The following is a 26,996-nucleotide window of genomic DNA, read 5'->3' as shown; positions in this document are numbered from 1 at the left end:
GTGCTAGGACGAAGCGGCAAGGCGGCGAAGATTGTCCCTCAATTGTCCCCGCACATCCTCGACGGGCCGACGCCAGATTTTTGCGAGACCAGTAATAGCCAAGCTGGCATCCCAAGGCATGAGACGTTCGCCATCGACCATAGCAAAGGGGCCATCCGTCTCAGTCAAAACTCGATCGACCGGCATGGCGGCGACCAACTTTTGTCCCCGCTCCGACGCCAGCATTGCTGGCCCGACGCTAAACCAAGCTCGCGAGGTTACTGCCCGTCTGAGTTCGGTCCCGCTTCCGGAAAACCAATGAAACACTGGCGAACCAGACTTTGGATGGGCCTCCAGTGCATCAAGAACGGCCGTCGCGGCTCGACGGCTGTGGAGCGATAAGATGCGGCCTCCAGCGCGCTCACAGTTCCGCAGGAGTTCGCCAAAGACTGCCTTCTGTTCGGTCCAAAACGGCCGACATTCCGGCGAGCCGTCCAAACCAACCTCTCCAACATAGGCAGTGCGGGGGAGTAGGTCGGCAAACAATCCCGTTTCTCCGCAGCGAATGTGCGCCAACTGCGGGTGCAGGCCCAAACCGGTTCGGATACGTGATTTTCCCTTGGCCAAGGCCTCGGTGCCTTCGAACGCCGAAGGTGTGGTGGTCACCGACAGGACGTAGAGACCATCGGCCTCGCAACGTTCAGCCACCGCCGCCGGATCGGGGTAGAGATCCAGATGGCAGTGCAGATCGATCACTTCACACCATAGGCCCCATGTAGGGCGCGGAACTCTGAAAGTCCGCGCTCTAACATTCCGCGCGTTGCCTCGCGATCAAGAAATGGAGAACTAAGAGCGTGGCCGATCCAGGTATCGACGCCGCTCGCCTTGGCCAAGGCCAAAGCCATGGCGACGGCTCGCACGTCATCGAACATCGCGTGGTCGGCGTCATCCTTGGCAAGGTTGTCATAGATGTAGGTGGTGTCGTCCTGGCGTCCCCACCGGATGAAAGCCGCTCGCCGAACCTGGCAGGGGACGCAGCGCCCGCAATGCCGATAGCCGAAACGCTGAAAACGCCCGCAGCTGGTGGATCCTGCGGCAAGCGAAGCCAGACGAACCTGATCACGGCAATGGAGCATCATCTCGCCCTTGGTCAGACCGACGTAGGGATTGGTGAGTTTGACGCCCAGTCCCGCAGCATCGAGGACAGACTGTAGCCGCCCCAGATACTCGGGGTGGGCGGTTCGCGTGCTCAGGCTCCCCAATCGGATGCCCGTCAGTGGTGCGTTGAGCGCAATGAAGCCGTTCTCGCAAACAAACAACGGAACCGTTCCACCGGCTTGCACAGGCGCGAGGGAAGTCGCTGTCGCGACCGCGAAGGCGATGAAGGCGATGGAGCGGGCGCGCTGGGAGTCCTCGGTCGCCTCCGGAATCTGCACATTCGGATTGACCTGGATGTGCCTCAGTCCCAGCAAACTGGCGAAGACCCTCTGCTTCGCGCCGTCTCCCCGGACGGTCTGACTCACCGCAAGGGGATTCCAGCCCACGGCCTTCAGATCGATGGCACCGATCAAGCTGTCCAGTCCGCCCGAAAGTAGCATTACACTGTCATTCGCCGGCCTGAACGGCTTGGGCAGCTTCGCTGGCGCGAACCCGCCCGCAGCGAACCGCAGCGTCCAGACGTCGCTCGTCAGGAACGCTAAGGCGCGCTGGAGTTCGGGAGCTTGGGTCTGCCAGAAAGCGGGGTCCGATACGGCGATGTCCAGTTCGATTTCCCGCGTCCATCCATCGGGGCTGCGATCCCGCACCACGTTGAAATCAGCGGCCACGACCGACAACGCGATGGCCAGAAAATCCCATCCGCGCTGCGAGGGTTGTAGCTTCTGCCGCCGGAACATTCCGGCCGCCGCCTCGCCGGCGCTCGATCGGCCCGGAGACCCGGGTTGCCCAAACAAGGTGACACGCATCGCCCCGTCAGGCGCACCGACCACGTCGAAGCCGGCAGGTCCGCAGATCAGCCTCATTCGCCATATCCCTCAAAGACGACGAAGGTCTCGCGTAGCGCAGCGCGCACGATCTGGGAGACCCGGCCGGTCGTTAGCGATTGCCCGGCCTGCTGCAGTTTACGGAAGGATGAGGCGACGGTTTCGCGGATGTAGTCGCGGACCTCCTTCAGGCGGGCCAGGGCCGTGGTGGCGGACGGAGCGCTATCGCGAAGCGCTTTGCCAACATCCAGATCGAACCGGCGAAACACGTCGCTGGCGGTAAACCGCTCCACCGCAAACGCCCGTTCCTCCGGGGAGAGATTCACCAGGTCCGCGTTGGGATGGGTGGTCAGCAGCTCGCTCAACGCATCGCGGATAGAGGCGCGTTCCGCCTCGGCGTCCTGGGTCCCGTCGACCGGCCGCACGGCCTCGACAAGAGCGTCCATGACCTCACCCGCGTCCTTGCCCGCGAGGCTTGCGGCATCTACGCCCGAAATCGGCGGCCCGCCCGCGGCGAGACCGCCCAGTGCGCTCGCCAGCGCCCCCGCGGTGGCGGCGGTGCCGCCCATGCGGCGTGTCGCCGTGCCTGAACCGCCGTAGCCCGTTCTGGCATACTGACCCAGACTACGCTGCAGGGCGCGTTGGTCCCCTGTCCGGGCGAATTCGCCGATGTTCCGGCGTACGCCCAGGAAACGACCTGGCGGCGCCAGCGGCGCCGGTTGAGGGGCGGGAGCAGGGGCGGGAGCGGCCTCCGGCGGCGCGTCCGGCGCGTCCGGCGCGTCTGGATTGGCGCCGTCTCCATCGGGTTGGGGATCCGGCCCGCCCGGCGGCGGCGCAGGTGTCCAGGGCGGGACCATGGGAACGCCGCCGCCCGGCCCCCCGCTCGACTGGGACGTTCCCATCAGCCTCCCCTTTTCACTTTGATCGCCGCCTTGACCGGCGGCGAGACCGCGGCCGTCAGCCAGTAGTCCATCAGAGCGCTCGCCCAAGGCTGTTCGCCGATCTTGGGAATGATGTTGGCGCGAATCTGGGCCGGCGGTCGTTCGCGCAGAAACGCTGCGATCCGGGCTCCTTGTGCAGGATCCACATTCGAGAGGGTTAGACAGGCCTCAAGAATATCCGGCACGCCCCATTCCTGCTCCTGTCGCGCCTTCGCGAGCAGGCGGTCCATCATGACCGCGGTTTCGACCCGCGGCACTGCCACCAGACGATCCTTCAGTAACGACGCCATGTCCGGATGTTCGAGCAAGGCCAGGAGCAGTTCCGCCGCTTCCGACGACAGGCGATCTTCCGGCGTGATGAGCGGTGCGTGCTCCCGGCTCACATACAGGGCGCCGCGCAAATCCAGGTCGGCCAACTGCGGGGCCAGCAACAGCCACTCCTTCACAAAGGCACTGTCCCACGGGGCCTCGAGCGCCAAGTCCGCGCCGGCGTTCGCCTTGGCCTCCCACTCCGCCAGGAAGGCGGGTTTGCCGGTATCGCTGCCCGTCACGGCGCCGACGAGCGCGGCATAGGCGGTCGGGTCGCCCAACCGCTCGAACAGCAGCAGTTTGACGAGAACGGCTTCATCGACACCGACCCCCTGAGCCCGCGAAATCGTCATGCGGATGGCGAGCGCGTTGAGAAAGCGCTTGATCAGTCGCGGATTGCCCGAGATGCCGGCCGCCGACGTCATCAGCGGCGCGAGGCGTTCGGCCGTATCGAAACGCGCAAGGAGCGCATCGGGCAGGTCCACGCCGAGCGACTGCACGAAGGCGCGATCAACCCGCTTGCCTTGCCAGGTCTTCTGGAGCTGGCCGGCGATGCCGTAGCGGATTCGTTCCCGGTCGGTCGTCCCGAGACTGCTCTCATCGACGTAGAGCATCATCATATAGGCCCGCACTTCCTGGGTGCCCAAAGGCGGAACCCGGATGGGGACCTGGATAAGCTTGTCGAAATAGCTGGTGATTAGGGCTTCGTCGGGCACCCCCTCGAAATGCTTGCGCACGGCGTGTTTGATCATGTCCGTGTCGGCGGCGACCACGAAGGCGGTGTTGCGCAAGAAGAGAAACAGCCGGATGGCCTCCAGCGTGGAGATGGTCGTTTCGGGCAGACAGCGATCGAGGTCGTCGATCAGCACAACCAGCGTCACGCCCAACGCCTCCAGCGTCTCCTCGAAGTCGTCCCGGAGCGCCTGGATTTCCTTGGGGGGCGACGAGTCCGCCACCGGATGGAGCAGCCCCTCGGACGCCCTCGCGACCTCACCCGCCTTGGTCTGCCCGTCTTCCAGTAGCTTTTGATCGACCCCGCCGGTCAGCGCCCGGACGCCGAGATTGTAGATTTCACCGACCAGGCCGATGGGCGGCCCGCCCAACGCGAGGGAAATCGCCGTGCCGCCCGTCAACTTCGCCAACCGAAGCCACCGCACGCGTTTTAGAAGGGCCGCAGCCTTGTCCAGGCCCGTGGCCCGAGCCTTGGCCTCGTCCTCCAGCTTGGACGCGATCACGTCCATCAGCGCCGCACGGGCGTCGTCATAACCCTGATAGAGCCAGGCGTTGAATTCCACGAAGACGAAGGGGCGGTCGCCCGGCGAGGCGATCCGCTGCGTCAGGGCCGCCTGGGTCAACTTGATCATCGACGATTTGCCGACGCCCCATGCTCCCGACACGCCGATGGAAACCGGCCGCCCTTTTGCTTGGGCAATGATCTCACCAACGGTCTGGGCTACGCCTGAGAAATTCAAAAAATCTCGGTCGGTCTCATTATCTGGCCACATCTTCACGCTCGCGAATCAGAGACAAGTCACGACCATAGCGCGTAGCGGCTAAGTTGAAACATGCAGAGAAAACATCGTTCTCTCGCCGTTAATTTCTGTCGGTTGACTGCCGAGGCGACCCATTTTCGAAATGGCGTCGCAGGGCCGCCGCAGTCTGGGCCGTGCGCGACTATTTCAAGGGCCGGGCGGTACAAGGTGAAGGAGTTTCTGGCTGTCGGCGCGAGAGACGGCGAAGACGATCGGACGGTGCGTAGGCGTACAATGTCCGCTTCTCTAATCGGGCATGGGGGTCAAGCTGGTTTGTGGTCCTTGTCGGCCTGATCGATCACGCGGATCACGCTTCTCTTCGCAGTCTGGATGGCTCCTTGCGAGCGGAGCCGCTGCACGCATGCATGGGATCAGGGTCTGGAGAGCCTCGCTTTTGGACGCGCTCGAAGCGCAGCAGACATTTTCGGCTTCATCCATCCCGTCGTCCGCGTGGGACGATCCGGCCAGGATCGGTCGGAGGCTGTAGGTCAGGTCATGCCGCCGCCTCCGATCCGTGCCGGAACTCAGTGCCGTCCGCCCACATGCGGTGCAGGACGACAGCAAGCTTGCGGGCGACGGCGACGATGGCGCGTCGGCGGCCCTTGGCCTTCATCAACCGAATGCCCCAGGCCTTCAGGCTCGACCATGCGATCGAGCGCATGAGCATGGCGTTGGCGGCGGCGTAGAGGGTGGCGCGCACGTCGGAGTCGCCGGCGTGGGAGATGCGGCCGGGGTTGTCCTTCTCGCCGGATTGGAAGCGTCTGGGCGTCAGTCCGAAGTGTGCGCCGACGGTGCGCGAGCTCTTGAAGCGAGCCGGATCATCGACGGCGGCCTTGAAGCTCAGGGCGGTGATCTCGCCAACGCCGGGGATGCCCATGAACCGGGTGCAGACCTCGTCTTCGTGAGCCGCCTTTCGCACCCGCCGGTCCAGCTCCATGAAGGTCTCGAACAACATCTGCCGCGCATGCAGCATCGGCAGCAGGGCCCGGCTCAGCGCCGGATCGCACTCGATGGTGTCGCGCACGGCGACGTCGAAGGCGCCGCGCGACAGGCGCATCGGCAGCTTCACGCCGAACACCTTCAACAGGCCCCGGATCTCATTCTCCAGGTCGATGCACTTGCGCTGCATCACCTTGCGGCTGGTCAGCAGCGCCCGCAGGTGGTGGCTCTCGACACTCTTCACATGAACGCGGCTGTACCAGCCGGAGCGGAGAATCTGCGCGATGCCGCGGGCGTCGTGCTTGTCCGTCTTGTTGCGCATGGCCGAGAGCGCCGCCGCGACCTGCCGCGCCTCCATGCACACAACGTCGAAGCCGGCCTCCCGAAGGCCATAGGTCAGGTGCTGGGTGAGGGTGCCGGCCTCCAGGCCGACCTGGTGGATCGGCTCGCCGAACGCGTTCAGGCAGCGGACCAGGTCCGGTACATCCGACGGCACGGATCGCTCGAAGCGGACCTTCCCGTCGTCATCAATGATGCAGACCGCCACTGAGCGCAGCGACACATCCAACGCAGCGTAGAACATCGTCGTCTCCCTTCATCTCGGACTGAGCCGAGCACTCTATGGGAGCTTGCCCCTTCGCAGGACCGCCCGATTACGCATGCTCATGGCGCATTGCTTTCTATCAGCTCAGTCGAGAAGGGGGCTCTGCACCCCACCGACGATCTTGGGTGAGGTCAGATTTGTTCTCGGTTGCGCCTTTCGATCTCACAGATACTTCGTGATCTCTCGAAACTCTCCGACAGCCTGACGCGCCTCCGCCCGGTCGCCTTCGGCCGCGTGCGCCAGGCAATGGTCGATGTGATCGTGGATCAACGTCTTCTTCGCGGCGGCGACAGCTTTTTCGATCGCATGCAGTTGCTGGGCGAGGTCGAGGCACGACCGCTCGGCCTCGATCATGCCGATGACCGTGCGAAGGTGCCCTTCGGCCCGCTTGAGCCGCTTGATGATGTCGGGGTGCGAGGCATGGGATACGTGTGCCATGGAATTTGACCTATCCCCCCGGAGAGGATACGGCAAGATGAAATTCCAGTCCGTGGGGGGCGCGGATCAGACCCGACGAAGGGAAGCGACGTGCGCCGAGATGAGGAGAAGCGAACCTAGAACCGTGCTCCCCACTGTCCAGCCGTGCCCCATGAGTTCGGTGGCGCCGAACACCAGAAGCGAAACCCCGAAGACGGCGACCGTCTTGATCGCGGTCGCGATGTCTGGCCGGCGCAGGATCGATCCGTAGGCGAAGGCGGCCGCCACCAGAGCGAAGACGCCGTGCAGCCATTCGGTCGTCGCCAGGCCGACCAGCGGCAGCACGCTGACCAGCACGGGAGCCGTCAGACAGTGCAGCAGGCACATCACGGACAGACCGGCGCCCAGAACGGCTCCAGACCTGCGAGGCGTAAGGGCTTCCGACAACGACATACTCCGATGTTACCCTGTAACGTTTATCTCCGTCAGTCAGGCATTGAAAGATGTTCTCTCCGCTTCGTAACGCCGCATATCGTCACCTCTTCATCGCCCAGGTTTCGGCCTTGCTCGGAACGGGGATGGCGACGGTGGCGCTGGGGCTGCTCGCTCATGACCTCGCCGGCGCCAATGCGGGCGAGATCCTCGGGGCGGCCCTGGCCATCAAGATGACCGCCTATATCGGCGTCGCGCCCTTCGCGAGCGCCCTGGCGGCGAAGCTGCCGCGCAAGACTCTGCTGGTCGGCCTCGATCTCGTTCGCGCGGGCGTGGCCGTCGTCCTGCCGTTCGTGGGCGAGGCGTGGCAGGTCTACGCCCTGATGACGGTGCTGTATGTCGCGTCGGCCGCCTTCACGCCGGCCTTCCAGGCGATGATCCCGGACATCCTGTCGGACGAGGCGGAATACACCAAGGCGCTGTCGCTTTCGCGTCTCGCCGCCGATCTGGAAAGCGTCGCCAGCCCCATCGTCGCGGCCCTGCTGCTGGCGGTGATCAGCTACAACAATCTGTTCGTCGGCACGACCCTGGGCTTTGTCCTGTCCGCAGGGTTCGTCGTCACGGCGATCCTGCCGCGTCCGTCGGACGCTCGGCCCCTGCCTTTCCTGCGTCGTCTGACCGGCGGCGTGCGTCTGTTCGCCTTCACGCCTCGACTGCGCGGCCTGTTGGCGATCAGCCTGGCGACGGCGGCGGGCGGCGCCATGGTGTTCGTCAATACGGTCGTGCTGGTGCAGTCCAACTTTGGCCTGTCGCAACAGGCGACGGCCTGGGCGTTGGCGGCCTTCGGCGGGGGCTCGATGACGGCCGCCGTCCTGCTGCCTCGACTGCTGCACAGCCTGACCGACCGGACGGCCATGGTCCTGGGGGCGGGACTGATGACGGCGGTTCTGACGGCGGGCGCGATGGTCGCGAACACATATCCGATCCTGATCGGCCTGTGGATCGTGATGGGGTTCGGCTACTCTCTGACCATCACGCCGGCGGGTCGGGCTTTGCGCCGGTCGGCGGCGCCCGAGGATCGGCCGGCCCTGTTCGCGGCCCAGTTCGCCCTGTCCCATGCCTGCTGGCTGATCGCCTATCCCGTCGCGGGTCTGGTTTCGGCCGAAGCCGATCCGAGGGCGGCCTTCATGGTCCTGGCCGGGCTGTGCGGTCTGGGCGTCGTGCTGGCCCTGTCCATCTGGCCTGCGCATGATCCGCTGAACCTGCTGCACAGCCACGACGACCTGGCGGCCGACGATCCGCATCTCAAGGAAGGGATGACGCCGGATGGAGCGGGCACTGCGCACGCCCATCCAGTCGTGATCGACAACCGGCACAGGCGCTGGCCTAAATCTTAGGTGTTGGCGGAGCGCAAGCAGGAACGCTCCGCCAACCCAGCGACCCGCCCTCAAGGGCGGGTCGCACAAGCCGGTGTCAGACCACCCGCTTGATCTCGGTATAGGCGCCCTGGGTGCGCAAGGTGATGGTCACCGGCTCCCTAGTGCGGTTGCGCCAGAACCAGCCGTGGCTGCCGGTGAAGGCCGCCGTCAGTTCGCCGGACTGCTGCTGAGCCGAACCCTTGCCGTAAGCATGGTAGGACAGGCCCGGTCGATCGGCATGGGTGTCGAAGTTGATCTTGCCGCCGCTACTGAGCCAGGTGAACCGCACCTTGGCGCCTTCGGTCATCACCAGTTTGATCTCGGCGCCCTGATCGGGGGCGAGGGTGATCACGGTCTCATCGTTGCGCACTTCGGCGGCCGGCGTCGGGGCGGCCGGCGCAGGCGCGGCTTGGACGGGGGCAGCGGGAGCGGCTCCTTCTGCAGCAGGCGTCGCGACGTCGAGCGGCGGAGCCGCCGACAGACCGGACCCAGCGGCGGCGTCGGCAGCGGCGTCCGCTTCCGCTTCGGCGGCGAGTTGCACCTTGATGCGACCCATTTCGGTCAGGCCGAACACCGAGCCGATGCGGGTCGGATCGACGCCGTACTCGCTGGGCAGGACCACGGTCACGAGAAGGACCGAGGCGACGGCGGCGGCGATGCCGGTGGATTTGAGAAGCTGACCCGAGGTCGGCAGGTCGGAGCGGGCGGGACGGTTTGCGTTGTACATGGAGGTGTCTCCGATCACATGACGAAGAAGCCGACGAGCTGATAGCCCATCAGGATGAAGCCGCAGGTCATCAGGACGACCTGGGTGAGGTAGGCGTGTTTCCAGAAGCTGTTCGACTGACGCCAGAAGCCCATCAGGATCAGGATGCCGCCCAGGGCGAGCAGTTGGCCGATCTCGACGCCGATGTTGAAGGCGATCAGGTTGAAGATCAGACCGTCAGGCGACAGGTTGAAGTCCTGCAGCTTGGTGGCCAGGCCGAAGCCGTGGAACAGGCCGAAGACCAGGGTCGCGCCCTTGGTCGAAGGCTGGAACCCGAACCACCTCTGGAAGGCGCCCATATTGTCGAGCGCCTTGTAGACGACCGACAGGCCGATGATGGCGTCGACCAGATAGCTGGAGACGCTGATGTCGGTCAGCACGCCCAGCAGCAGGGTCGAGGAGTGACCGATGGCGAACAGCGTCACATAGATGCTGATGTCCTTCATCCGGTAGAGGAAGAAGATCACGCCGAACAGGAACAGCAGGTGGTCGTAGCCGGTGACCATGTGCTTGGCGCCCAGATAGACGAAGGGCCAGAACAGGAAGCCGGAGGTCTCCTGGATGTAGCCCTTGTCACCTTCGGCGACACCGTGAGCGAAGGCGCTGGTCATTGCGCCTTCAACAAAGAGGAAGAGGATCACCATGACCGCGAAGGTCCATGGAGATCGAAGCAAACGACCCATAGAGGACGTCATTTTAGACCTTTCGATTGGGGAGAGGGGGAAGCGTCGTCCGGGGAGGAAGACGCCAGGAAGGTCCGCCTGACCCAGAGACGGGCGGGACGTTCCCAAAAGCGGTGCAGGACAAAGGCGGCGACGAGTGTGATCGCCAGGAGCACGCCGGCTTCCCACCAGGGCAGGAGGTAGCGGCTGTCCCCGCCTCGGATCATCGCCATGGCGTTCTTCCAGACGATGAGCAGAGGCAGATGCACGAGGTAGAGGGCGTAAGAGGCTTCGCCGGCCTCCAGCGCCAACGGATGCGCCGCCCACTCGTCCGCCCCAGCCTTGGCCAGGAGGGCGAGCGACAGCACGACGAGGCCGCAGACCAGAACGGTCAGCCGCTCGTCCGCAGACGACTGCATTAGAACCAGCAGCCCGGTCAGGGCGCCGGCCGCGATCAATCGAGCGGCAGTCTCTGACGGCCTGAAGCGACATCCGACCTGATAGAGGCCGATGCCGAACAGGAACTCAGGTGCGATCCTGAGCACGCCGAGAACCAGTTCGGCATGGGTCAGAACCTCACCGAACCGCGCCCTGTAGAAGCCGTCCAGCCCCAGGAAGAGCGCCGCTGCCAAGGTCAAGGTGACCCAGGCGCTACGGCGCGCCTTCAGGCCGATCCAGGCGAAGATCGGAAAGGCCAGATAGGCGGCCCATTCGGCGGACAGCGACCAGGAAGGTCCATTCCACTCGTTGGGCGCCTTCGCCACGAACCAGGCGTGGGTCAGCACCATCGCCGAGCCGAACCCGGTCAGCGAATAGCTGTCGGAATCGAAGGGTTGCCCCAAGAGGACGGCGACGAAGGCGATGGCCGCCATCACCATCATCATGGCGAAGTGGGCCGGATAGATCCGCGCCAGACGGGCGATCAGGAATCGCCCATGGCTGTAGCGTGCTTCGCGAACCTGACGCCCATAGACGTGCGCCAGGACGAAGCCCGAAAGGATGAAGAAGAAATCGACAGCCAGACGGGCACGCTCGATCAGGGCGACGCCGGTTCCACCCTGGGGCACCATATTGAGTTGGTAGTGGAACAGCACGACACCGAGCGCGAGCCAGAACCGGATGCTGGTCAGGGCCGGCATCCGATCAGGGAAAGCATGCGCCGACGCGGTGGGGGAAACCGCGTCGGCGCCGCCCGCGCTCTTCGGGAAAAGAGCGCGGGTCATCAGCCGTTCCGACGCCCTGTATGGAACGGCAGACGATCCATCCAGGTCGTGCGCGGACGATCACTCGTTCCGTCACGACCGTGAACCAGGCTGTAGAGGGCCGGCAGGACCAGCAGGGTCAGCACAGTCGAGGAGACGATGCCGCCGATGACCACAGTGGCCAGCGGACGCTGGACCTCCGCGCCCGCGCCGACATTGATCGCCATCGGCACGAAACCGAGGCTGGCGACCAGAGCGGTCATCAGGACCGGCCGGAGCCGGGTCAGGGCGCCGTCCCGGATCGCTTCTCCGACCGGCTTGCCCTCATGGATCAGCGACCTGATGAAGGTCACCATCACCACCCCGTTCAGCACGGCCACGCCCGACAGGGCGATGAAGCCGACGCCGGCCGAGATCGACAGGGGCAGACCTCGCATGGCCAGCGCCGCCACCCCGCCGGTCAGGGCCAGGGGCACGCCGGAGAAGACGATGGCGCTGTCCTTCCAGGAGCGGAACAGGGCGAACAACAGGCCGAAGATCAGCAGCAGCACGGCCGGAACGACCAGTTGCAGTCGTTTGGCGGCCGAGATCAGCTGTTCGAAGGTGCCGCCGTAGGTGACCCAGTAGCCGGCGGGCAGTTCGACTTCGCGTTCGATCCGGTCCTGGGCTTCTCCGATGAAGGAGCCCAGGTCGCGGTTGCGGACGTTGGCGGTGACGACGATACGTCGCTTCCCGTCCTCGCGGCTGATCTGGTTCGGTCCCGTCTCAAGCCCGATCGTGGCGATCTCGCTCAGCGGCACGAAGCCGCGCGGCTGACCGTCGATCGCCGGCACCGGCACCTGGATGCGGCCGATGGCGTCGGTGTCCGAGCGAAGATCCTCCGGCATCCGCACGACGATGTCGAAGCGGCGGTCGCCCTCGAAGATCTGCCCGGCCGTCGTCCCGCCCATGGAGGTGGCGATGACGGACTGAACATCGTCGATGCTCAGACCCAGACGGGCGATGGCGGCGCGGTCGGGCGTGATCTGCAGCATGGGCAGGCCGGTGACCTGCTCGGACTGCGGATCGGCCGCGCCGGGAATGGCGCCGACGATCTCCTCGATCTGCGAGCCGAGTTGCACCAGTTGATCCAGGTCGTCGCCGTGAACCTTGATGGCCACGTCGGCGCGGACGCCGCTGAGCAGTTCGTTGAACCGCATCTGGATCGGCTGGGTGAACTCGTACTTGCTGCCGGGGATTTCGTTGACCGCCTCCTCCATCTCACGAACGAGCTGGAGCTTGGGCTTTCTCGAATCCGGCCAGTCCTTACGGTCCTTCAACAGGATGAAGGTGTCCGCGACCGAGGGCGGAACGGGATCGGTCGCCACCTCCGCGGTGCCGATCTTGGCGACGACACGCTCCACTTCCGGGAACTTGGCCAGTCGCGCCTCCACGGCCGTCTGCATCTGGATAGCCTGAGACAGGCTGGTGCCGGGGATGCGCAGGGCGTGCATGGCGATGTCGCCCTCGTCGAGGTTCGGCACGAACTCCGAACCCATCCGCGAGGCGATCAGGGCCGAGAGCGCCACCAGGGCGACGGCGGCGCCGACCATCAGGACGCGGGCCTTCAGCGCGAAGTCGAGGGCGGGCTGATAGCCTGTCCGCGCCCAGCGCATCAGGAAGCTGTCCTTCTCCTGAACCTTGCCGGTGACGAACATGGCCACGGCCGCCGGCACGAAGGTCAGCGACAGGATCAGGGCGCCGGTCAGGGCGATGACCACGGTGATGGCCATCGGGTGGAAGGTTTTGCCCTCCACGCCGTCCAGCGCGAAGATCGGCACATAGACCAGGGTGATGATCAGCACGCCGAACAGGGACGGACGGATCACCTCGCTGGACGCCGAGGCCGCAAGGCTGAACCGTTCCTCGCGGGTCAGCAGACCGCCCTTGTGGTGCTGCGCCTCGGCGAAGCGACGCAGGCAGTTCTCGACGATGATGACGGCGCCGTCGACGATCAGACCGAAGTCCAGGGCGCCCAGGCTCATCAGATTGCCGGAGACCCCGGCCTGAACCATGCCGGTGATGGTCATCAGCATGGTGATCGGAATGACCGCCGCCGTGATCAGGGCCGCGCGGATGTTGCCGAGCAGAAGGAACAGGACGACGATGACCAGCAGAGCGCCTTCGACCAGGTTCTTCTCGACCGTCTTGATGGCGCGCTCGACGAGGTCGGTGCGGTCATAGACGGGCGAGGCGACCACGCCCTTGGGCAGGGCCTTGGCGGCTTCCTCCAGTCGCGCCGCCGCCGCCTGGGCGACCACGCGGCTGTTCTCGCCGGCCAGCATCAGGACGGTGGCCAGCACCGTCTCCTTGCCGTTTTCGGTCGCGGCTCCGGTGCGAAGTTCCTCGCCCAGGCCGACGTCCGCGACTTCCGCCACCCGGATCGGAACCCCGCCGCGCGTCGCGATGACGATGTTGGACAGGTCTTCCTGGGTGGAGGCCTGGCCCGGCACCCGGATCAGCCATTGCTCGCCAAACCGTTCGACATAGCCGGCGCCGACATTGGCGTTGTTGCGCTCCAGCGCCTCGACCACTTCACCCATGGTCACGCCGAAGGCCGAGAGCCGTTCGGGGGAGGGGGTGACGTGGTACTCACGCACGAAGCCGCCGATGGTGTTGACCTCGGTGACGCCGGGGGTGTTGCGCATCTGCGGACGGATGACCCAGTCCTGCAGGGTGCGCAGGTCTTCGGGCGTATAGGCCGTGCCGTCGGGCTTGCGAGCGCTGGGCTCGGCCTCGATCGTGTACATGAAGATCTCGCCCAGCCCCGTGGCGATGGGGCCGAGTTCCGGCGACAGACCCGGCGGCAACTGGCCGAGCGCGCTCTGCAGCCGCTCGTTGACCAGTTGCCGCGCCCGGTAGATGTCCGTGCCGTCCTCGAAGACGACCGTGACCTGGCTCAGGCCGTAGCGTGAGACGGATCGGGTATAGCTGAGGCCGGGAACGCCTGCGATGGCGGTCTCGACTGGGAAGGTAATGCGTTGTTCGGCTTCGAGCGGCGAATAGCCGGGCGCCTCCGTGTTGATCTGAATCTGAACGTTGGTGATGTCGGGCGTGGCGTCGATAGGCAGCTTCTGGAAACTCCAGACGCCGACCGCCGCCGCGACCAGGACGAGCGCCATGACGACCCAGCGGAACCGGATCGATAGCGCGATGATGCGTTCAAGCATGATGCGCGCACCCCTTAGTGGTCGTGGCTCGCGCCGGACTTGTCGATGTCCGCGCGAATGAGGAAAGCGCCGTCAACGACATAGGTCGTGCCGGGCTCAATGCCGCCGAGAACCTCGGTCCACTCGTCGGTGCGACGACCCAGATCGAGCATCCGCACCTCGTAGGTGTCGCCTACCTTGGCGTAGACCACGGTGAAGTCGCGGAACGGCTGCAGAGCCTTGGTCCTGACCGCCAGCGGGACTTCGCCCGTGCCGACCTGGACTACGCCCGATACGCCCAGACCCGGCCGCCAGGCGCCCGACTGGGCAGGCAGATGGACATGGGCCACCATCGTCTGGCTCATCACGTCCGCCGACGGCAGGATGGCCTCGATCGTCGCCATGGTCCGGCTATCGCCGGCCAGGCTCTTGACCTCGACACGCTGGCCGACACGGACCCGTTCGGCGTCACGCGGATAGAGGAAGTACTCCGCGTGCAGTTGAGACGGGTCGCCGATCTCCAGCATGGGCTGGCCGCCGCCGGTGATCTGGCCGGGGTTGGCGTTCTTGACCGTGATCACGCCCGAGATCGGCGCCGTGACCGTATAGGTCTGCAGGCTTTCGCTGGACTCGACGCGCGCCAGGACCTGGCCGCGCCGGACCGACTGACCCAGTTCCACGTTCATGGAGACGATCCGGCCCGGATAACGGGCGTGGACCTCGGCCTTGCCTTCAGGCTTGATCTCGACCCGACCGTTGAGCGGCAAGGTCTCCCCCAGCACCGCCGGTCCGACCCGTTCCGTCGTCACGCCGCCGGCCTGGGCCGCCTGCGCGGTGATCGTGGTCCGTCCTTCATAGGATTGATAGGTCCAGTTAGACCGATTGCCGGCGCGAACCGCATTGACCGAGACGTCGAACGAGTGAGGCTCGAACACGACGCCGGGGCTGGCCAGATAGTCGTTCTCTGGCGTGAAGACGAACCGATCCACTTTCGGTCCCAGGCGGCTCAGGGCCATAGTAACCTGGACCTGACGCGGATCGAGCGGCTTGTCGTTCTGGTAGGGATAGAGGCGAAAGAGCGGTTCGGGACCTTCTTCGTAGATAGTCACTTCGAGAGCGAAATCGCCGTCGCGCAGCAGACGACCGTTGTGCGGGCCGCGCTCGTAGTCGGCGGCCGCAGCCGCCGCCTCCTCGGCGGTCGGTTCCGCCTTTTCCGCGCCGCCGCCGCAGGACGCCAGCGCCAGTGCGAGGACGGTCACGGCCGCGCCATAGGCGAGCCTGGGGGTTCGGATGCTGTTCATGGTTGGGTCTCCAGGCCGATCAGGCCAGCGTGCGCGCCGGTCAGCCGGTCGAGGCGGGCGCGGTCGTTGTGGAAGGCCTGCAGCACGGCCACGCGTCGGGCGCGGGCCTGCAGAAGGGCCGTATGGGCGGACATGACGTCGTTGTAGGTGAAGCCCCCTCGGGCGAAGCCTTCGCGGACCAGGGTCACCGCCCGTTCCGCCTGGGGCAGGGTTTCTTCGGATATCCGCCGCGCTTCGTTGGCCTGGGTCAGAAGCAGGACCTGCAGCCGAGCGATCTCGCGATCCAGTTCGATCCGGCGCGCGTTCATGTCCGCCTGGGCGGCGACGCCTTCGGCGCGTGCGCGATCGATTGCGCCCTGGTTCTTGTCGTAACGCTGCAGGGGAATGCTGCCCCCGAACACCAGAGAGACGTCGTTGTCCCACATGTGCCGCACGCCGACGCTGACGGTCGGGTCGGCCACGGCGCGCGCCTCTTCGACGCGAACCTGGGCTTCGGCGATGGCCCGACGCGCCTGGAAGACCTCTAGGTCGGCCGGCGAAACCTCGCCCGCCGCGATCCGCGAAGCGCTGGTGTCCTCGAAGGCGGCGCGGCCGACCGAGAAATCGGCGACGCCGTCCCAGAACTTCGCCAGCACGATGCGGGCGAGGCGGGCCGCGACCTCGGCCTGATCGAATTCGATCTGGGCCTGGGCCAGTTCCGCCTCGGCGCGAGCGCCGGCGAACAGAGGATCGCGGGCGGCGTTGACGCGCCGCTGCACCTCGGCCTGGAAACGTTCGGCCAGATCCAGCCGTTCGCGGGCGATCTCCACCTGGGCGGCGGCGGCTAGGGCGTCGGTCCAGGCGCGTTGGACCAGTTCCAGCCTGTCGAGCTGGGCCACCCGCGCCTCGGCGACGACCAGCAGGCCTTCGCTGCGCGCCAGGGTGGAACGCGCGGGTCGATCGCCGCCGCGTTCCAGCCTCTGATCATAGGTCAGGGTGGTCTGGGTCAGGTCGATGAAGGAACCGGCGCCGAAGGTCGGCAGATTCTCGACCATCAGGCCAAGGGTGGGGTTGGGGCGCACGCCGGCTTGGCGAACCCCAGCCTCGACGGCGCGAAGACGCGCTTCGAGACCGGCGCGGGCCGGGTCGGCGGCGATCGCGCGGCGCAAGGCCGCATCGAGATCCATAAGGGGCGCCGCCGATGAGGCAGGCGCAGCGGGCGACTGCGCGAGCGCAGCCGAAGGCGGCAACAAGGTCGCGGCCGTGACGAGCACCAGGGCGGACACAGCCGCGCCTCGGCCTCGCCATCCGGCGGGGCCGGACTGAGGACGTATCAAGGAATTTCTCCGACAGGACGCGCGCAGCCGAACGGCCGCGCAGGATCAGCTTTTCAGGCGATCAGGCGTTCTGTTTCGGAGGTTGGTGCGGGGCGTCGACCAGGGCGCCCGGCGGCACGGAATCGGGCGCTGGCCCGAGACGCGCGACATGGATTATGGAACCGCCGATCGACGGCAGGTCGGCGCCGATGACCAGATGCTGGTCGGCTCCACCGTGGTGGTGGTGCGGTTTGATCGGCTTCTCGCCGATATCGCTATCGGCGACGTCGAAGGCGGTATCGCCCGGCAGGGCGTCGATAGCCCGGCGATCATGGTCATGATCGTCGGCGGCGATTTCGACATAGGTGACGCCGGGGAACTGCACCGCATGTTCGATCTTGTGCTCGGCGCTGATCGCGCCAAAGCCCTGCAGCGCGACCATGAGGGTCACGGCTAGGCCGACGCAGAACTGGCGAGCAAGGTGCGACAATGAAATACCCCGAAGCCTCCGCTTACGCTGAACGCGGAGTTTCAGCAATGGGGCGCTTGACGTGATGGTGTGGACGACCTCCACCTGACCGGCTGTTCTGGCGGTGTCGTCATCAGGGACGTCACGTCTAGGAGCGGTATCATGCAGACCATCGCTGTCGTCGGGCTCGATCTGGCGAAGACTGTTTTCCAGGTTCACGGTGTCGCCGCAGACGGCACGGTCGTCCTGAGGAGGCAACTGCGACGAGGTCAGGTGCTGGGCTTCTTCCAGTCGATAGGGCCATGCTTGGTCGGGATCGAAGCGTGCGGCTCTGCCCATCACTGGGCGCGGGAGTTGATGGCGATCGGCCATGAGGTGCGTCTCATGCCACCAGCATACGTGAAGGCCTACGTGAAGCGCGGCAAGACCGACGCCGCAGATGCTGAGGCGATCGCGGAGGCCGTCACCCGGCCGACCATGCGGTTTGTGGCCGTGAAGTCGAAGGCGCAGCAGGCAGTCTTGATGCTGCACAAGACGAGAGACCTGCTCGTTCGCCAGAGAACGATGCTGATCAATGCGCTGCGCGGCCACCTCGGCGAGTACGGCATAACCGCGCCTCAAGGCCCAGCCGGGGTGCAGGCGGCGCTGAAGGCTTTGCGGGAAGAGGATCAGGACCTGCCAGATCTGGCGCGTACCGCGCTGGGAGGTCTGGCGGAACAGCTCGAACAACTTGGTGCAGAGATAGGTCGCTTGGAACGTCGGATTCTCGAGTGGCATCGACAGGATGAGACGAGCCGGCGGTTGGCGACCATCCCAGGCATCGGGCCGATCACCGCCAGCGCCATGGCCGCAAGCGCGCCGGATCCGAAACTCTTCCGCTCGGGAAGACAGTTCGCGGCCTGGCTGGGGCTAACGCCGCGCGCCAACAGCAGCGGCGGCAAGGAACGTCAGAGCGGCATCAGCAAGATGGGCGACAGCTATCTGCGACGCCTGCTGGTCGTCGGGGCGACGGCCGTCCTGCGAATGGCCCGCCAGCGAGCACGGGCGGGCTGGGTCGGCAATCTGCTCGAGCGCAAGAAGCCCAAAGTCGCCGCCGTGGCCTTGGCCAACAAGACGGCCCGTATCGCATGGACCCTGATGGTGCGACAGGAGGACTACAGGCCCATAGCGGCATAGAGATCGGCCCGGCTCCCAACAAGGACCGACGCCGTAGACGAAAGAGTGGTGAGACGTGATGACGAACCGGCCGCAGCCGGGGACGGGTGAAACCCAGGGGGTCAGAGCGCTTCGAGCGCGTTGACGTGATTAGGGAGCCGGTCCGCGGACTTCATCAAGGCCAGCAGCGCACACAGCTGCATCAACAGGCCGAACACATGACTGCACTCGACCGAGCGCCAACGTCGTTTTCACTCTTGCGTCTTGGAGGTCGTCCACACATGACCCCCTGAAACTCCTCCAGGAATAGCTAGAGTCCGCCCAACGAAGGACGGACAGAATGAAGCGATCGAGGTTCACGGAAGAGCAGATCATCGGGATCCTGCGGGAGCAGGAGGCCGGTGTAGCGACGGCGGAGGTGTGCCGACGCCACGGGGTCAGCTCGGCGACCTTTTACAAATGGAAGGCCAAGTTTGGCGGGCTCGACGTGTCGGAGGCTCGGCGGCTCAAGGCGCTCGAGGATGAGAACGCCCGGCTGAAGCGGATGCTGGCGGACGCGATGCTGGACAACGTGGCCCTGAAGGACCTGCTGGGAAAAAAGTGGTGACGCCCGCCGGCTATCGCGAGGCGGCTGGCCATCTGCAGGCCGCCTACGAGATGAGCGAAAGGCGGGCGTGCCGTGTTCTGGGCGTCGATCGGACGAGCGTGCGCTATCAGGCGACGCGCCCGGACGACGGCGCTCTGCGCGACCGGCTGAAGGCCCTGGCCCAGGAACGTCGACGGTTCGGCTATCGTCGCCTGCACGTGCTGCTGCGGCGCGAGGGCCATGCGGTCAACAGGAAACGGGTCCAGCGGATCTATCGCGACGAGCAACTGACGGTGCGCCGGCGCGGCGGCCGGAAGCGAGCGATGGGCACGCGGCGACCGCTGGACCTGCCGCTGGCGCCCAACCAGCGCTGGTCGCTGGACTTCGTCGCAGACCAGCTGACGGACGGGCGGCGCTTCCGCATCCTGACGGTGATCGATAACTGTACGCGCGAGTGCCTGGCGCTGGTGGCCGACACCTCGCTGTCGGGCGCGCGGGTCGTGCGGGAGTTGGACGCCGTCATCCGGCAGCGAGGGCGGCCCGACACCATCGTCAGCGACAACGGCACGGAGTACACCTCGAACGCGGTCCTGGCCTGGGCCGACGACACCGGCGTCGGCTGGCACTACATCGCGCCGGGCAAGCCCCAGCAGAACGGCTTCAACGAAAGCTTCAACGGGCGGCTGCGTGACGAGCTGCTGAACGAGACGCTGTTCCGCTCGCTGCCGCACGCTCGCGCCGTGCTGGAGGCGTGGCGACGCGATTACAACGAGCAGCGTCCGCACTCGAAGCTCGGGTGGCTGACGCCGCAGGCTTATGCAGAAGCGCTCACCGGACACATCGGCCGGCCTGCTGCGCTGGTTGATGGCTGCGCAGACCGGCCTCTTGCCAACCCAGCCGATCACAGCTCAGATCAACCTAGGACTCTCGTTATGGCTGGATGAGAAACGGGGGTCACGTCACAAGGTCCACCGGCGGCTGCATGGCTTCGGCATCGCAATAGAGACCCGAGATTGCGCGCGCATACTTCTCACGCGTCGCAATTGCGGCATGCGCATTTAGGAAGTCGAGCCAAATGGTGGCGGCGTACCGAGGAAAGCCCAATGCGTCGACGCATGCAGGACCGCTTAGCGATGGAGGTAACAAACTCATTCGTGGGCAGCTGATAAGTGCGTAACTAACGGAAGCTACAGCAGCTTTAGTTCAGTGCGATCAAGCCTAATATGGGTCGAGGCGGCCCGCCCAAACCCACGTCGCTGCGCCGTTTGGATAGCTGCGCGTCGTGGGTTTGCGCTACAGCTGCAACAGAAATGAGATTGGTCGGCCTTCGCATAAGATATCTTAGGCGCGAACGATTCGCATTAGCGGGAACGGTGGAAATGGGACGTCCTGCATGACTCCGCAGATGGAGCGCGGACATTGCGCGATGTGTAACCTGTATGCTTGCCTTGCCCCTCGCGTTGCTACGGCGATGCTCAGTCTATAAACAATCGTTTATAGACTGGCCAGCAAAAAGCCGCCCCGATTGGCGCGATCGGGACGGCTTTCGAGCGGACAGCGATTAGACAGCGGCTAACTGGCCGCCATCATTCCTTCATTGAACGACGCATACCGAGCCACGGCCCCGCCCCTGGGGAAAGCAGGGTCAGGCCGCGTCCTGAGCGCCGCGACGGCCCTTGGCCACAAAGCGATCGCCCATCGCCTCCACCACGCCGGAAAGGTAGCAGAAGGTGAAGGCCACGAACGCCACACCAGCGCTGATGGCCGCCAGCGTCAGGGCGTAATCGTGTCGCGTCAGGAAGTAGAGCCCGACAAAGGCCGCCACACCAAACAGCCCCAAAGGCATTCCCAGCCCCACAAGCGACTTGGCCACGCCCAGGAGACCGTTCGTGAGAGCCCAGCCGAACTCAAGGAAGAACTGGACCACGCCTCCCCGGCCGCGCGGAGCGGGCGCCAGCGGAGCGGGCTCCACCACAGAGTAGGTCGTCTCGACCGGCACGGCGTCGATCACCGTGACCTCGGGCGAACGCCGCGCACTAGAAACGTGCTGCTGTAGATAAGTCATCCGAACACTCCCTAGCACAATCATAAATCCTCACTCACACTATAACCGATTGCATATAAGCAACAAGCAAAAACACAGGAAAACACAAGGAAAGTTTCCCGCACTTCTTACCTGGCGTGAAAAGGAAACCAGGAGCGGCTAGAAGCCGCTCGCATGGGCTCCACGCCTTGCCAGCCGCGCGCGGCGCTCGGCCGCCGCATAGGCGCCGCGAGAGAAGCGCGGCCAATCGGCCGCCCAGCCATCGGCCACCATCTGCTCCGCAATGTCGGCCTGACCCACGAAGCATCGGGCGACGATCCGGTCATAGGATCGTTGGCCCGTATCCACACACCGGACGCTGCTTCGCCCTATCAGCTGCACCAGGTGCCGGCGGGCCGCCTGGCCTTCCGACGTATTCATTTCAGCGGCCTGGATCCCGAACAATCGGATGCGTGTCGCGCCAACGCGCAAGGTGTCCCCATCGGTCACGGAGGGCCGTCCGGCGATCACGCGCGGCTCCGCGCCAGCGCTTCCCGCCATCACGACGACGGCCAGCGCGGCCGGTAAGGCAAGGGCGCGGAAGAATAGGGTCATCATCAAGGCTCCATATGAACCCACATTCTCCAAGTAAGTCGCTGATTTCGCTGTCGTAATCGTGATATTTCGCATATAAATCATGGCGTTGACGGCTGCGAGGGGCGCGTTTCATGGATCACCTGGAGGGTGCGGGCTTGGCGCGGGGAGATCGGGTTGATTTCGACCGCCGTGTGCGTCTGGAGTTCCGTGGTGCGCAGATCAGTTCAGACGGTGGCCTGCTGGTGATGCGCGAGCTTGATGACGTGCTCGGCCTGTCCAATCTGGCGTCGGAGGCGCTGCGAGACAGCCGCACCGGGAAGAACACGCTCCATCGGCTTGACGGATTGTTCCGGCAATCGGTGTTCGGACGACTGGCCGGATACGAGGATGTGAACGATGCCGACCGCTTGGCCCTCGATCCCGTGATGCGTCAGGTCGTTGGCGGCAGGGCCGTCGAGGCGCAAGCTGCTTCGGCATCGCAGATGGGACGGTTCGAGACCGAGACGCTGGCTCTGGCCGCGAACCGGGCGGCGCTGGCCGATCTGAACGGCCAATGGATCGACCGGTTCCATGACCGCAACGGGTTGAAATACATCGTGCTGGACATGGACAGCTCGGTCAGCCCCACCCACGGCGATCAGGAAGGTGCTGCCTGGAACGGGCATTTCGACTGCACCTGCTATCACCCCATCTTCTTGTTCAACCAGTTTGGCATGCTGGAGCGCTGCGCCCTGCGTAACGGCAATGTCCACAGCGCCGATGGCTGGCGGGATGTCCTTGATCCCGTCATTGCCCGATATGCTGGCCGCGACCTTGGTGGACGCTTCTTCCGGGCCGACGCTGCCTACGCGATCCCCGCGATCTATATGCGGCTGGAAGAAGCCAGGTTCTTCTACGCCATCCGTCTGCCCGCCAACGCCGTCTTGCGCGAGAAGATCGCGCATCGGCTGACACGGCCCGTGGGACGGCCTTCGCTGACCAAGGTCAAACGGTTCTTCGAGGACTTCGAGTATCAGGCGGCGTCCTGGGACAAGCCGCGCCGCGTCATCGCCAAGATCGAATGGCATCCGGGCGAGCTGTTCCCCAAAGTCGGCTTCATCGTCACCAACCTGCCGATGGAGCCAGACTGGGTGGTGAGGTTCTACAACCAGCGCGGCACCGCAGAGCAGCACATCAAGGAAGGCAAATATGCCTTTCGCTGGACGCGGCTGTCATGCCGGAAGTTCCGGCACAACGAGGTGCGGCTGCAACTGCACGCGCTGGCCTACAACCTGGCAACCTTCCTGCGCTGCATCGAACTGCCCGAGGCCATGGCGGACTGGTCGTTGACCAGCCTGCAACTCAAGCTGATCAAGATCGGCGCCCGCGTCGTCCGCCACGCCCGCGCCATTACCTTCCAGTTGGCCGAGGTCGCCGTCACCGGCCCGATGGTGCGGGCCGTCCTTGCCGCCATCCGCCGTCTTCGAACGCCTCCGTCATGCGCATGACCACGATCCATGCCCAAGCTGAACGAAAGCGGCAGGACAGGTCCGTCTGCCGCGCGGAAAAGCGGCTCTGCCGGGCCAGAATGCTGCGGGTTCGAGGCTTGATCCACCCGACTTCGGCCGTTTGCGCGACGACAGACACCGCTCGGGGCGAAAAACGCTGGCCCAGCGAGCAAAATCAGGCGATCTTGAAGTCAAGCGGCAGGCCACTTGGGGAATGTCGGAAGACATCGGACAATCAGCGCCAAGGAGGAAACGAGAATGAAAGCGCTCGTCTATCAGGGACCCGGCAAGAAAGACTGGGTCGAAAAGGCAAAACCTGTCATTGAAAAACCCACCGACGTGATCGTGCGGGTGACCAAGACCACGATTTGCGGCACCGATCTTCATATCCTGAAGGGGGATGTGCCCGCGGTGACCGAAGGCCGGACGCTGGGCCATGAAGGCGTCGGCGTGGTGGAGGAAGTCGGCGGAGCCGTGCGCAACCTCAAGAAGGGCGACGCGGTTCTGATTTCGTGCGTCACCTCCTGCGGGACCTGCCCGAATTGCAAGCGCCAGCTTTACGCGCATTGCTCGGACGGGGGCTGGATCCTCGGCCATAAGATCGACGGCACCCAGGCGGAATATGTCCGCATCCCCTATGGCGACAATTCGCTTTATCCGATCCCGGAGGGCGCTGACGAAGAGGCGCTTGTGATGCTTTCGGACATCATGCCGACCGGGCTTGAGATCGGCGTCCAGGCCGGCCGGGTGAAGCCGGGCGACGCCATCGCCATTATCGGCGCCGGCCCGGTGGGCATGTCGGTGCTGCTGACCTCGCAGTTCTACTCGCCCGGCCGCATCATCATGATCGACATGGATCCGGCGCGGCTGGAGTTGGCGAAACAGTTCGGCGCCACTGATCTGGTCCAGGTCGGAACGGAAGACGCTGTTACGCGCGTTTTGGAGATCACCGGCGGAGCAGGCGTTGATGTCGCTATCGAGGCGGTCGGCATTCCGGCGACCTTCGATATCTGCCAGAAGATCGTTTCGGCAGGCGGCAACATCGCCAATGTCGGCGTTCACGGCAAACCCGTCCAGCTTCACATCGAAGAACTGTGGATCAAGAACATCAACATCTCCATGGGGCTGGTTTGCACCAACACCACGCCGATGCTGCTGAAGACCTTGGGATCCGGTAAGGTCAATCCAGGCAAGCTGGTGACCCATCGCTTCCCGCTGGATGAGATCCTGAACGCCTATGACGTCTTTGCGAATGCCGCACGCGAAAAGGCGATGAAGGTAATCCTCCAGGCCTGAGGCGCTATTTTCTTCAAATTTGTGGATGAACACCCCGTCTGGACGATCCGGCGGGGTGTTCTTGCATCAGGGACATTCGGGTTGCGCCGATCGCCTCTCTATTTCCGGGTTGCGATCCCCGCTGCAAAGATGCCGAGCAGGGTGAGCAGGGCAATGCCGACTCGTACTCGAACCTTACAGGAACTGACCATGACGAAGCTGAAACTCGGCCCCCTCATCGAAGACAAGCCCGTGAAGGTGACGGTGGAACTGCCGGGACCGCTGCACCGCGATCTTGCCGCCTATGCCGAAGTGCTGGCTCGCGAAACCGGCCAGCCCGCTGCCGATCCTGTCAGGCTGATTGTGCCGATGCTGGAGCGGTTCATTGCGACAGATCGGGGCTTTGCCAGCGCCCGAAGATCTCGCTCATGAGGCGCCGCGCGTGCCATTGCGCGTCGCGGCGATGATTTCCATCAACGTATCGACGGCCTCTCGTGTCGCGTCCCATTTGGCGGGCTGATCCATTTCCCGGTTCTGAAGGGTGAGGCTTACCGCACCATGTACCGTTGACCAGAACATAAAGCTGTAACGGCTCAGATCCATGCCGGGCAAAAATGTCATTTTCAGAAGACAACTGCACCAGTTGATTGGGCGTAATGGCTGTTGTGCAGCCAGCTCCTGACAGTTCAATATCAGAAGTGATCTGCACCAATCTCGACTATGCTCAATACTCGTGTGCACCAAAGCGAGGTGAGCATGGCGACGGACACCCCACGGATTCCAGAACAAGGCGTGGCCACTCTGCCTGATGAGGCTTGGGAGCGTGCGCGCCGTCGTGCGGAGATCATCAGTCCGTTGGCGCAGTCGGAGACGGTCGGGCACGAAGCGGCCGATATGGCGGCTCAGGCGCTGGGCTTGTCTCGGCGCCAGGTATACGTTCTGATCCGGCGTGCCCGGCAAGGCAGCGGCCTCGTGACGGATCTGGTGCCCGGCCAGTCCGGTGGAGGTAAAGGTAAGGGGCGCTTGCCGGAACCGGTCGAGCGCGTCATCCACGAGCTACTGCAAAAGCGGTTCCTGACCAAGCAGAAGCGCAGCCTAGCGGCCTTTCACCGCGAAGTCACTCAGGTGTGCAAGGCTCAAAAACTGCGAGTGCCGGCGCGCAATACCGTGGCCTTACGGATCGCTAGCCTTGACCCGCGCAAGGTCATCCGCCGGCGGGAAGGCCAGGATGCCGCTCGTGACCTACAAGGTGTGGGCGGCGAGCCTCCTGCCGTGACCGCGCCGCTGGAGCAGGTGCAGATAGACCATACGGTCATCGACCTGATCGTGGTCGATGACCGCGACCGGCAACCTATTGGCCGCCCGTACCTGACCCTCGCCATCGACGTGTTCACCCGCTGCGTGCTCGGCATGGTCGTCACGCTGGAAGCGCCGTCTGCCGTTTCGGTTGGCCTGTGCCTCGTGCATGTCGCCTGCGACAAGCGCCCTTGGCTGGAAGGACTGAACGTGGAAATGGATTGGCAGATGAGCGGCAAGCCCTTGCTGCTCTACCTAGACAACGCGGCCGAGTTCAAGAGCGAGGCCCTGCGCCGGGGTTGCGAGCAGCATGGCATCCGGCTGGACTATCGCCCGCTGGGACAGCCGCACTATGGCGGCATCGTGGAACGGATCATCGGCACGGCGATGCAGATGATTCACGACGAACTGCCGGGAACGACCTTCTCCAACCCTGACCAGCGCGGCGACTACGATTCCGAAAACAAGGCCGCCCTGACGCTGCGCGAGCTAGAGCGCTGGCTCACATTGGCGGTCGGCACCTACCACGGTTCGGTGCACAACGGCCTGCTCCAACCGCCGGCCGCGCGCTGGGCCGAGGCCGTGGCGCGTGTCGGCGTACCGGCCGTCGTCACACGCGCTACTTCGTTCCTGGTCGATTTTCTGCCGATCCTCCGGCGCACGCTGACCCGCACCGGCTTTGTCATCGACCACATCCACTACTACGCCGATGCGCTCAAGCCGTGGATTGCGCGGCGTGAACGCTGGCCGTCCTTTCTGATCCGGCGCGATCCGCGCGACATCAGCCGTATCTGGGTCCTGGAACCGGAGGGACAGCATTACCTGGAAATTCCCTACCGTACCTTGTCGCATCCGGCTGTCACCCTCTGGGAACAACGGCAGGCGCTGGCGAAACTGCGGCAGCAAGGGCGCGAACAGGTGGATGAGTCGGCGCTGTTCCGCATGATCGGCCAGATGCGTGAGATTGTGACCAGCGCGCAGAAGGCCACACGCAAGGCGCGGCGTGACGCGGATCGCCGCCAGCACCTCAAGACATCAGCTCGGCCGGACAAGCCCGTTCCGCCGGATACGGATATTGCCGACCCGCAGGCAGACAACTTGCCACCCGCCAAACCGTTCGACCAGATTGAGGAGTGGTAGC

At 64.8% G+C, this 26,996-nt stretch carries 24 protein-coding genes; 7 read left to right on the top strand and 17 right to left on the bottom strand.

Annotation, left to right across the window (positions count from 1 at the left end; translation table 11 throughout):
* Positions 1-3: 3 nt before the first annotated feature.
* The 7 genes from qatD to EGK63_RS13075 all read right to left on the bottom strand — a co-directional run bounded on the left by qatD (position 4) and on the right by EGK63_RS13075 (position 7,150).
* Positions 4-735 (bottom strand): Qat anti-phage system TatD family nuclease QatD, encoded by a 732-nt coding sequence (gene qatD / locus EGK63_RS13105; RefSeq protein ID WP_125901858.1) that lies wholly within the window; start codon positions 733-735, stop codon positions 4-6.
* Positions 732-2,000, bottom strand: coding sequence for a Qat anti-phage system QueC-like protein QatC (qatC, locus tag EGK63_RS13100; RefSeq protein ID WP_125901857.1), 1,269 nt, complete (start codon positions 1,998-2,000; stop codon positions 732-734). Before qatC ends, qatD begins: the two co-directional genes overlap by 4 nt.
* On the bottom strand, positions 1,997-2,818 hold the full coding sequence (qatB, locus tag EGK63_RS16970) for a Qat anti-phage system associated protein QatB (RefSeq protein ID WP_305764433.1): 822 nt from the start codon (positions 2,816-2,818) through the stop codon (positions 1,997-1,999). The genes qatC and qatB overlap by 4 nt, the downstream gene beginning before the upstream one ends.
* Positions 2,819-2,862: 44 nt before the next feature.
* Complete coding sequence (locus EGK63_RS13090) at positions 2,863-4,716, bottom strand: P-loop NTPase fold protein (protein ID WP_125901870.1); 1,854 nt, start codon at positions 4,714-4,716, stop codon at positions 2,863-2,865.
* 520 nt (positions 4,717-5,236) lie between these two features.
* Entirely contained in the window at positions 5,237-6,265 is a 1,029-nt protein-coding gene (locus EGK63_RS13085; RefSeq protein ID WP_125901855.1) for an IS110 family transposase, read from the bottom strand.
* A gap of 183 nt (positions 6,266-6,448) precedes the next feature.
* Complete coding sequence (locus EGK63_RS13080) at positions 6,449-6,724, bottom strand: metal-sensing transcriptional repressor (protein ID WP_125901854.1); 276 nt, start codon at positions 6,722-6,724, stop codon at positions 6,449-6,451.
* 66 nt (positions 6,725-6,790) lie between these two features.
* The gene (locus tag EGK63_RS13075) at positions 6,791-7,150 is read right to left on the bottom strand and encodes a MerC domain-containing protein (RefSeq protein ID WP_165906612.1); all 360 of its coding nucleotides are present in this window, start codon (positions 7,148-7,150) and stop codon (positions 6,791-6,793) included.
* Positions 7,151-7,206: 56 nt separating this feature from the next.
* On the opposite strand from EGK63_RS13075, the gene EGK63_RS13070 reads away from it, so the two are divergent.
* Positions 7,207-8,532: an MFS transporter gene (locus EGK63_RS13070; protein WP_125901852.1), complete on the top strand. Its 1,326-nt coding sequence runs from the start codon at positions 7,207-7,209 to the stop codon at positions 8,530-8,532.
* A gap of 76 nt (positions 8,533-8,608) precedes the next feature.
* Here the strand turns inward: EGK63_RS13070 and EGK63_RS13065 are convergent, their stop codons facing one another.
* From EGK63_RS13065 to EGK63_RS16540, 7 genes are all read right to left on the bottom strand, one after another.
* Positions 8,609-9,280, bottom strand: coding sequence for a transmembrane anchor protein (locus tag EGK63_RS13065; RefSeq protein WP_125901851.1), 672 nt, complete (start codon positions 9,278-9,280; stop codon positions 8,609-8,611).
* 14 nt (positions 9,281-9,294) lie between these two features.
* Complete coding sequence (locus EGK63_RS13060; protein WP_243637692.1) at positions 9,295-9,930, bottom strand: HupE/UreJ family protein; 636 nt, start codon at positions 9,928-9,930, stop codon at positions 9,295-9,297.
* A gap of 80 nt (positions 9,931-10,010) precedes the next feature.
* Entirely contained in the window at positions 10,011-11,204 is a 1,194-nt protein-coding gene (locus tag EGK63_RS13055; RefSeq protein ID WP_125901849.1) for an acyltransferase, read from the bottom strand.
* The gene (locus EGK63_RS13050; protein WP_133411905.1) at positions 11,204-14,392 is read right to left on the bottom strand and encodes an efflux RND transporter permease subunit; all 3,189 of its coding nucleotides are present in this window, start codon (positions 14,390-14,392) and stop codon (positions 11,204-11,206) included. The genes EGK63_RS13055 and EGK63_RS13050 overlap by 1 nt, the downstream gene beginning before the upstream one ends.
* Positions 14,393-14,406: 14 nt before the next feature.
* Positions 14,407-15,672, bottom strand: coding sequence for an efflux RND transporter periplasmic adaptor subunit (locus tag EGK63_RS13045; protein WP_125901848.1), 1,266 nt, complete (start codon positions 15,670-15,672; stop codon positions 14,407-14,409).
* Positions 15,669-16,937 carry a TolC family protein gene (locus EGK63_RS13040; protein ID WP_243637691.1) on the bottom strand — a complete coding sequence of 423 codons (1,269 nt, stop codon included), beginning with the start codon at positions 16,935-16,937 and terminating at the stop codon, positions 15,669-15,671. The genes EGK63_RS13045 and EGK63_RS13040 overlap by 4 nt, the downstream gene beginning before the upstream one ends.
* A gap of 112 nt (positions 16,938-17,049) precedes the next feature.
* Complete coding sequence (locus tag EGK63_RS16540) at positions 17,050-17,655, bottom strand: hypothetical protein (protein ID WP_165906611.1); 606 nt, start codon at positions 17,653-17,655, stop codon at positions 17,050-17,052.
* On the opposite strand from EGK63_RS16540, the gene EGK63_RS13030 reads away from it, so the two are divergent.
* Positions 17,599-18,612, top strand: coding sequence for an IS110 family transposase (locus EGK63_RS13030; protein ID WP_125901846.1), 1,014 nt, complete (start codon positions 17,599-17,601; stop codon positions 18,610-18,612). The two genes, EGK63_RS16540 and EGK63_RS13030, sit on opposite strands and share 57 nt — an antisense overlap.
* A gap of 319 nt (positions 18,613-18,931) precedes the next feature.
* Positions 18,932-20,121 (top strand): IS3 family transposase gene (locus tag EGK63_RS13025; protein ID WP_165906610.1). Its coding sequence is split into 2 segments (ribosomal slippage): positions 18,932-19,184 and positions 19,184-20,121, totalling 1,191 coding nucleotides; the frame shifts between segments, so codons are not numbered across the junction.
* 701 nt (positions 20,122-20,822) lie between these two features.
* Here the strand turns inward: EGK63_RS13025 and EGK63_RS13020 are convergent.
* On the bottom strand, positions 20,823-21,242 hold the full coding sequence (locus tag EGK63_RS13020) for a hypothetical protein (protein ID WP_039247814.1): 420 nt from the start codon (positions 21,240-21,242) through the stop codon (positions 20,823-20,825).
* A 138-nt stretch (positions 21,243-21,380) separates the two neighbouring features.
* Positions 21,381-21,818 carry a thermonuclease family protein gene (locus EGK63_RS13015; RefSeq protein ID WP_052247822.1) on the bottom strand — a complete coding sequence of 146 codons (438 nt, stop codon included), beginning with the start codon at positions 21,816-21,818 and terminating at the stop codon, positions 21,381-21,383.
* A gap of 110 nt (positions 21,819-21,928) precedes the next feature.
* Here EGK63_RS13015 and EGK63_RS13010 point away from each other — a divergent pair, with 110 nt between their 5' ends.
* From EGK63_RS13010 to EGK63_RS13000, 3 genes are all read left to right on the top strand, one after another.
* Positions 21,929-23,284, top strand: a complete 1,356-nt coding sequence (locus EGK63_RS13010) for an IS1380-like element ISPme1 family transposase (RefSeq protein WP_012112698.1) — start codon at positions 21,929-21,931, stop codon at positions 23,282-23,284.
* A 258-nt stretch (positions 23,285-23,542) separates the two neighbouring features.
* Entirely contained in the window at positions 23,543-24,580 is a 1,038-nt protein-coding gene (locus tag EGK63_RS13005) for a zinc-dependent alcohol dehydrogenase family protein (protein WP_113731489.1), read from the top strand.
* Between the two features lie 189 nt (positions 24,581-24,769).
* Positions 24,770-24,991, top strand: a complete 222-nt coding sequence (locus tag EGK63_RS13000) for a DUF2274 domain-containing protein (protein ID WP_038148826.1) — start codon at positions 24,770-24,772, stop codon at positions 24,989-24,991.
* Here the strand turns inward: EGK63_RS13000 and EGK63_RS16535 are convergent.
* Positions 24,986-25,162 carry a hypothetical protein gene (locus tag EGK63_RS16535; RefSeq protein ID WP_243637690.1) on the bottom strand — a complete coding sequence of 59 codons (177 nt, stop codon included), beginning with the start codon at positions 25,160-25,162 and terminating at the stop codon, positions 24,986-24,988. The two genes, EGK63_RS13000 and EGK63_RS16535, sit on opposite strands and share 6 nt — an antisense overlap.
* Before the next feature lie 153 nt (positions 25,163-25,315).
* Between EGK63_RS16535 and EGK63_RS12990 the strand changes: the two genes are divergently transcribed.
* Positions 25,316-26,995, top strand: coding sequence for a Mu transposase C-terminal domain-containing protein (locus EGK63_RS12990; RefSeq protein WP_000179844.1), 1,680 nt, complete (start codon positions 25,316-25,318; stop codon positions 26,993-26,995).
* The last annotated feature ends 1 nt before the right edge of the window (position 26,996 follow it).

This window comes from Brevundimonas sp. 357 (genome assembly GCF_003938605.1).
GTDB lineage: Bacteria > Pseudomonadota > Alphaproteobacteria > Caulobacterales > Caulobacteraceae > Brevundimonas.
This window is presented reverse-complemented; position numbering and strand designations above follow the sequence as displayed.

What these genes read in the sequence shown, in the direction of transcription:
- qatC (WP_125901857.1), bottom strand. Translation starts at nt 2,000, where the DNA reads ATGAGGCTGATCTGCGGACCTGCCGGCTTCGACGTGGTCGGTGCGCCT.
- qatB (WP_305764433.1), bottom strand. Translation starts at nt 2,818, where the DNA reads ATGGTCCCGCCCTGGACACCTGCGCCGCCGCCGGGCGGGCCGGATCCC.
- EGK63_RS13090 (WP_125901870.1), bottom strand. Translation starts at nt 4,716, where the DNA reads ATGTGGCCAGATAATGAGACCGACCGAGATTTTTTGAATTTCTCAGGC.
- EGK63_RS13085 (WP_125901855.1), bottom strand. Translation starts at nt 6,265, where the DNA reads ATGTTCTACGCTGCGTTGGATGTGTCGCTGCGCTCAGTGGCGGTCTGC.
- EGK63_RS13080 (WP_125901854.1), bottom strand. Translation starts at nt 6,724, where the DNA reads ATGGCACACGTATCCCATGCCTCGCACCCCGACATCATCAAGCGGCTC.
- EGK63_RS13070 (WP_125901852.1), top strand. Translation starts at nt 7,207, where the DNA reads ATGTTCTCTCCGCTTCGTAACGCCGCATATCGTCACCTCTTCATCGCC.
- EGK63_RS13065 (WP_125901851.1), bottom strand. Translation starts at nt 9,280, where the DNA reads ATGTACAACGCAAACCGTCCCGCCCGCTCCGACCTGCCGACCTCGGGT.
- EGK63_RS13060 (WP_243637692.1), bottom strand. Translation starts at nt 9,930, where the DNA reads ATGACCAGCGCCTTCGCTCACGGTGTCGCCGAAGGTGACAAGGGCTAC.
- EGK63_RS13055 (WP_125901849.1), bottom strand. Translation starts at nt 11,204, where the DNA reads ATGACCCGCGCTCTTTTCCCGAAGAGCGCGGGCGGCGCCGACGCGGTT.
- EGK63_RS13050 (WP_133411905.1), bottom strand. Translation starts at nt 14,392, where the DNA reads ATGCTTGAACGCATCATCGCGCTATCGATCCGGTTCCGCTGGGTCGTC.
- EGK63_RS13045 (WP_125901848.1), bottom strand. Translation starts at nt 15,672, where the DNA reads ATGAACAGCATCCGAACCCCCAGGCTCGCCTATGGCGCGGCCGTGACC.
- EGK63_RS13030 (WP_125901846.1), top strand. Translation starts at nt 17,599, where the DNA reads ATGCAGACCATCGCTGTCGTCGGGCTCGATCTGGCGAAGACTGTTTTC.
- EGK63_RS13020 (WP_039247814.1), bottom strand. Translation starts at nt 21,242, where the DNA reads ATGACTTATCTACAGCAGCACGTTTCTAGTGCGCGGCGTTCGCCCGAG.
- EGK63_RS13015 (WP_052247822.1), bottom strand. Translation starts at nt 21,818, where the DNA reads ATGATGACCCTATTCTTCCGCGCCCTTGCCTTACCGGCCGCGCTGGCC.
- EGK63_RS13010 (WP_012112698.1), top strand. Translation starts at nt 21,929, where the DNA reads ATGGATCACCTGGAGGGTGCGGGCTTGGCGCGGGGAGATCGGGTTGAT.
- EGK63_RS13005 (WP_113731489.1), top strand. Translation starts at nt 23,543, where the DNA reads ATGAAAGCGCTCGTCTATCAGGGACCCGGCAAGAAAGACTGGGTCGAA.
- EGK63_RS13000 (WP_038148826.1), top strand. Translation starts at nt 24,770, where the DNA reads ATGACGAAGCTGAAACTCGGCCCCCTCATCGAAGACAAGCCCGTGAAG.
- EGK63_RS16535 (WP_243637690.1), bottom strand. Translation starts at nt 25,162, where the DNA reads ATGGATCTGAGCCGTTACAGCTTTATGTTCTGGTCAACGGTACATGGT.
- EGK63_RS12990 (WP_000179844.1), top strand. Translation starts at nt 25,316, where the DNA reads ATGGCGACGGACACCCCACGGATTCCAGAACAAGGCGTGGCCACTCTG.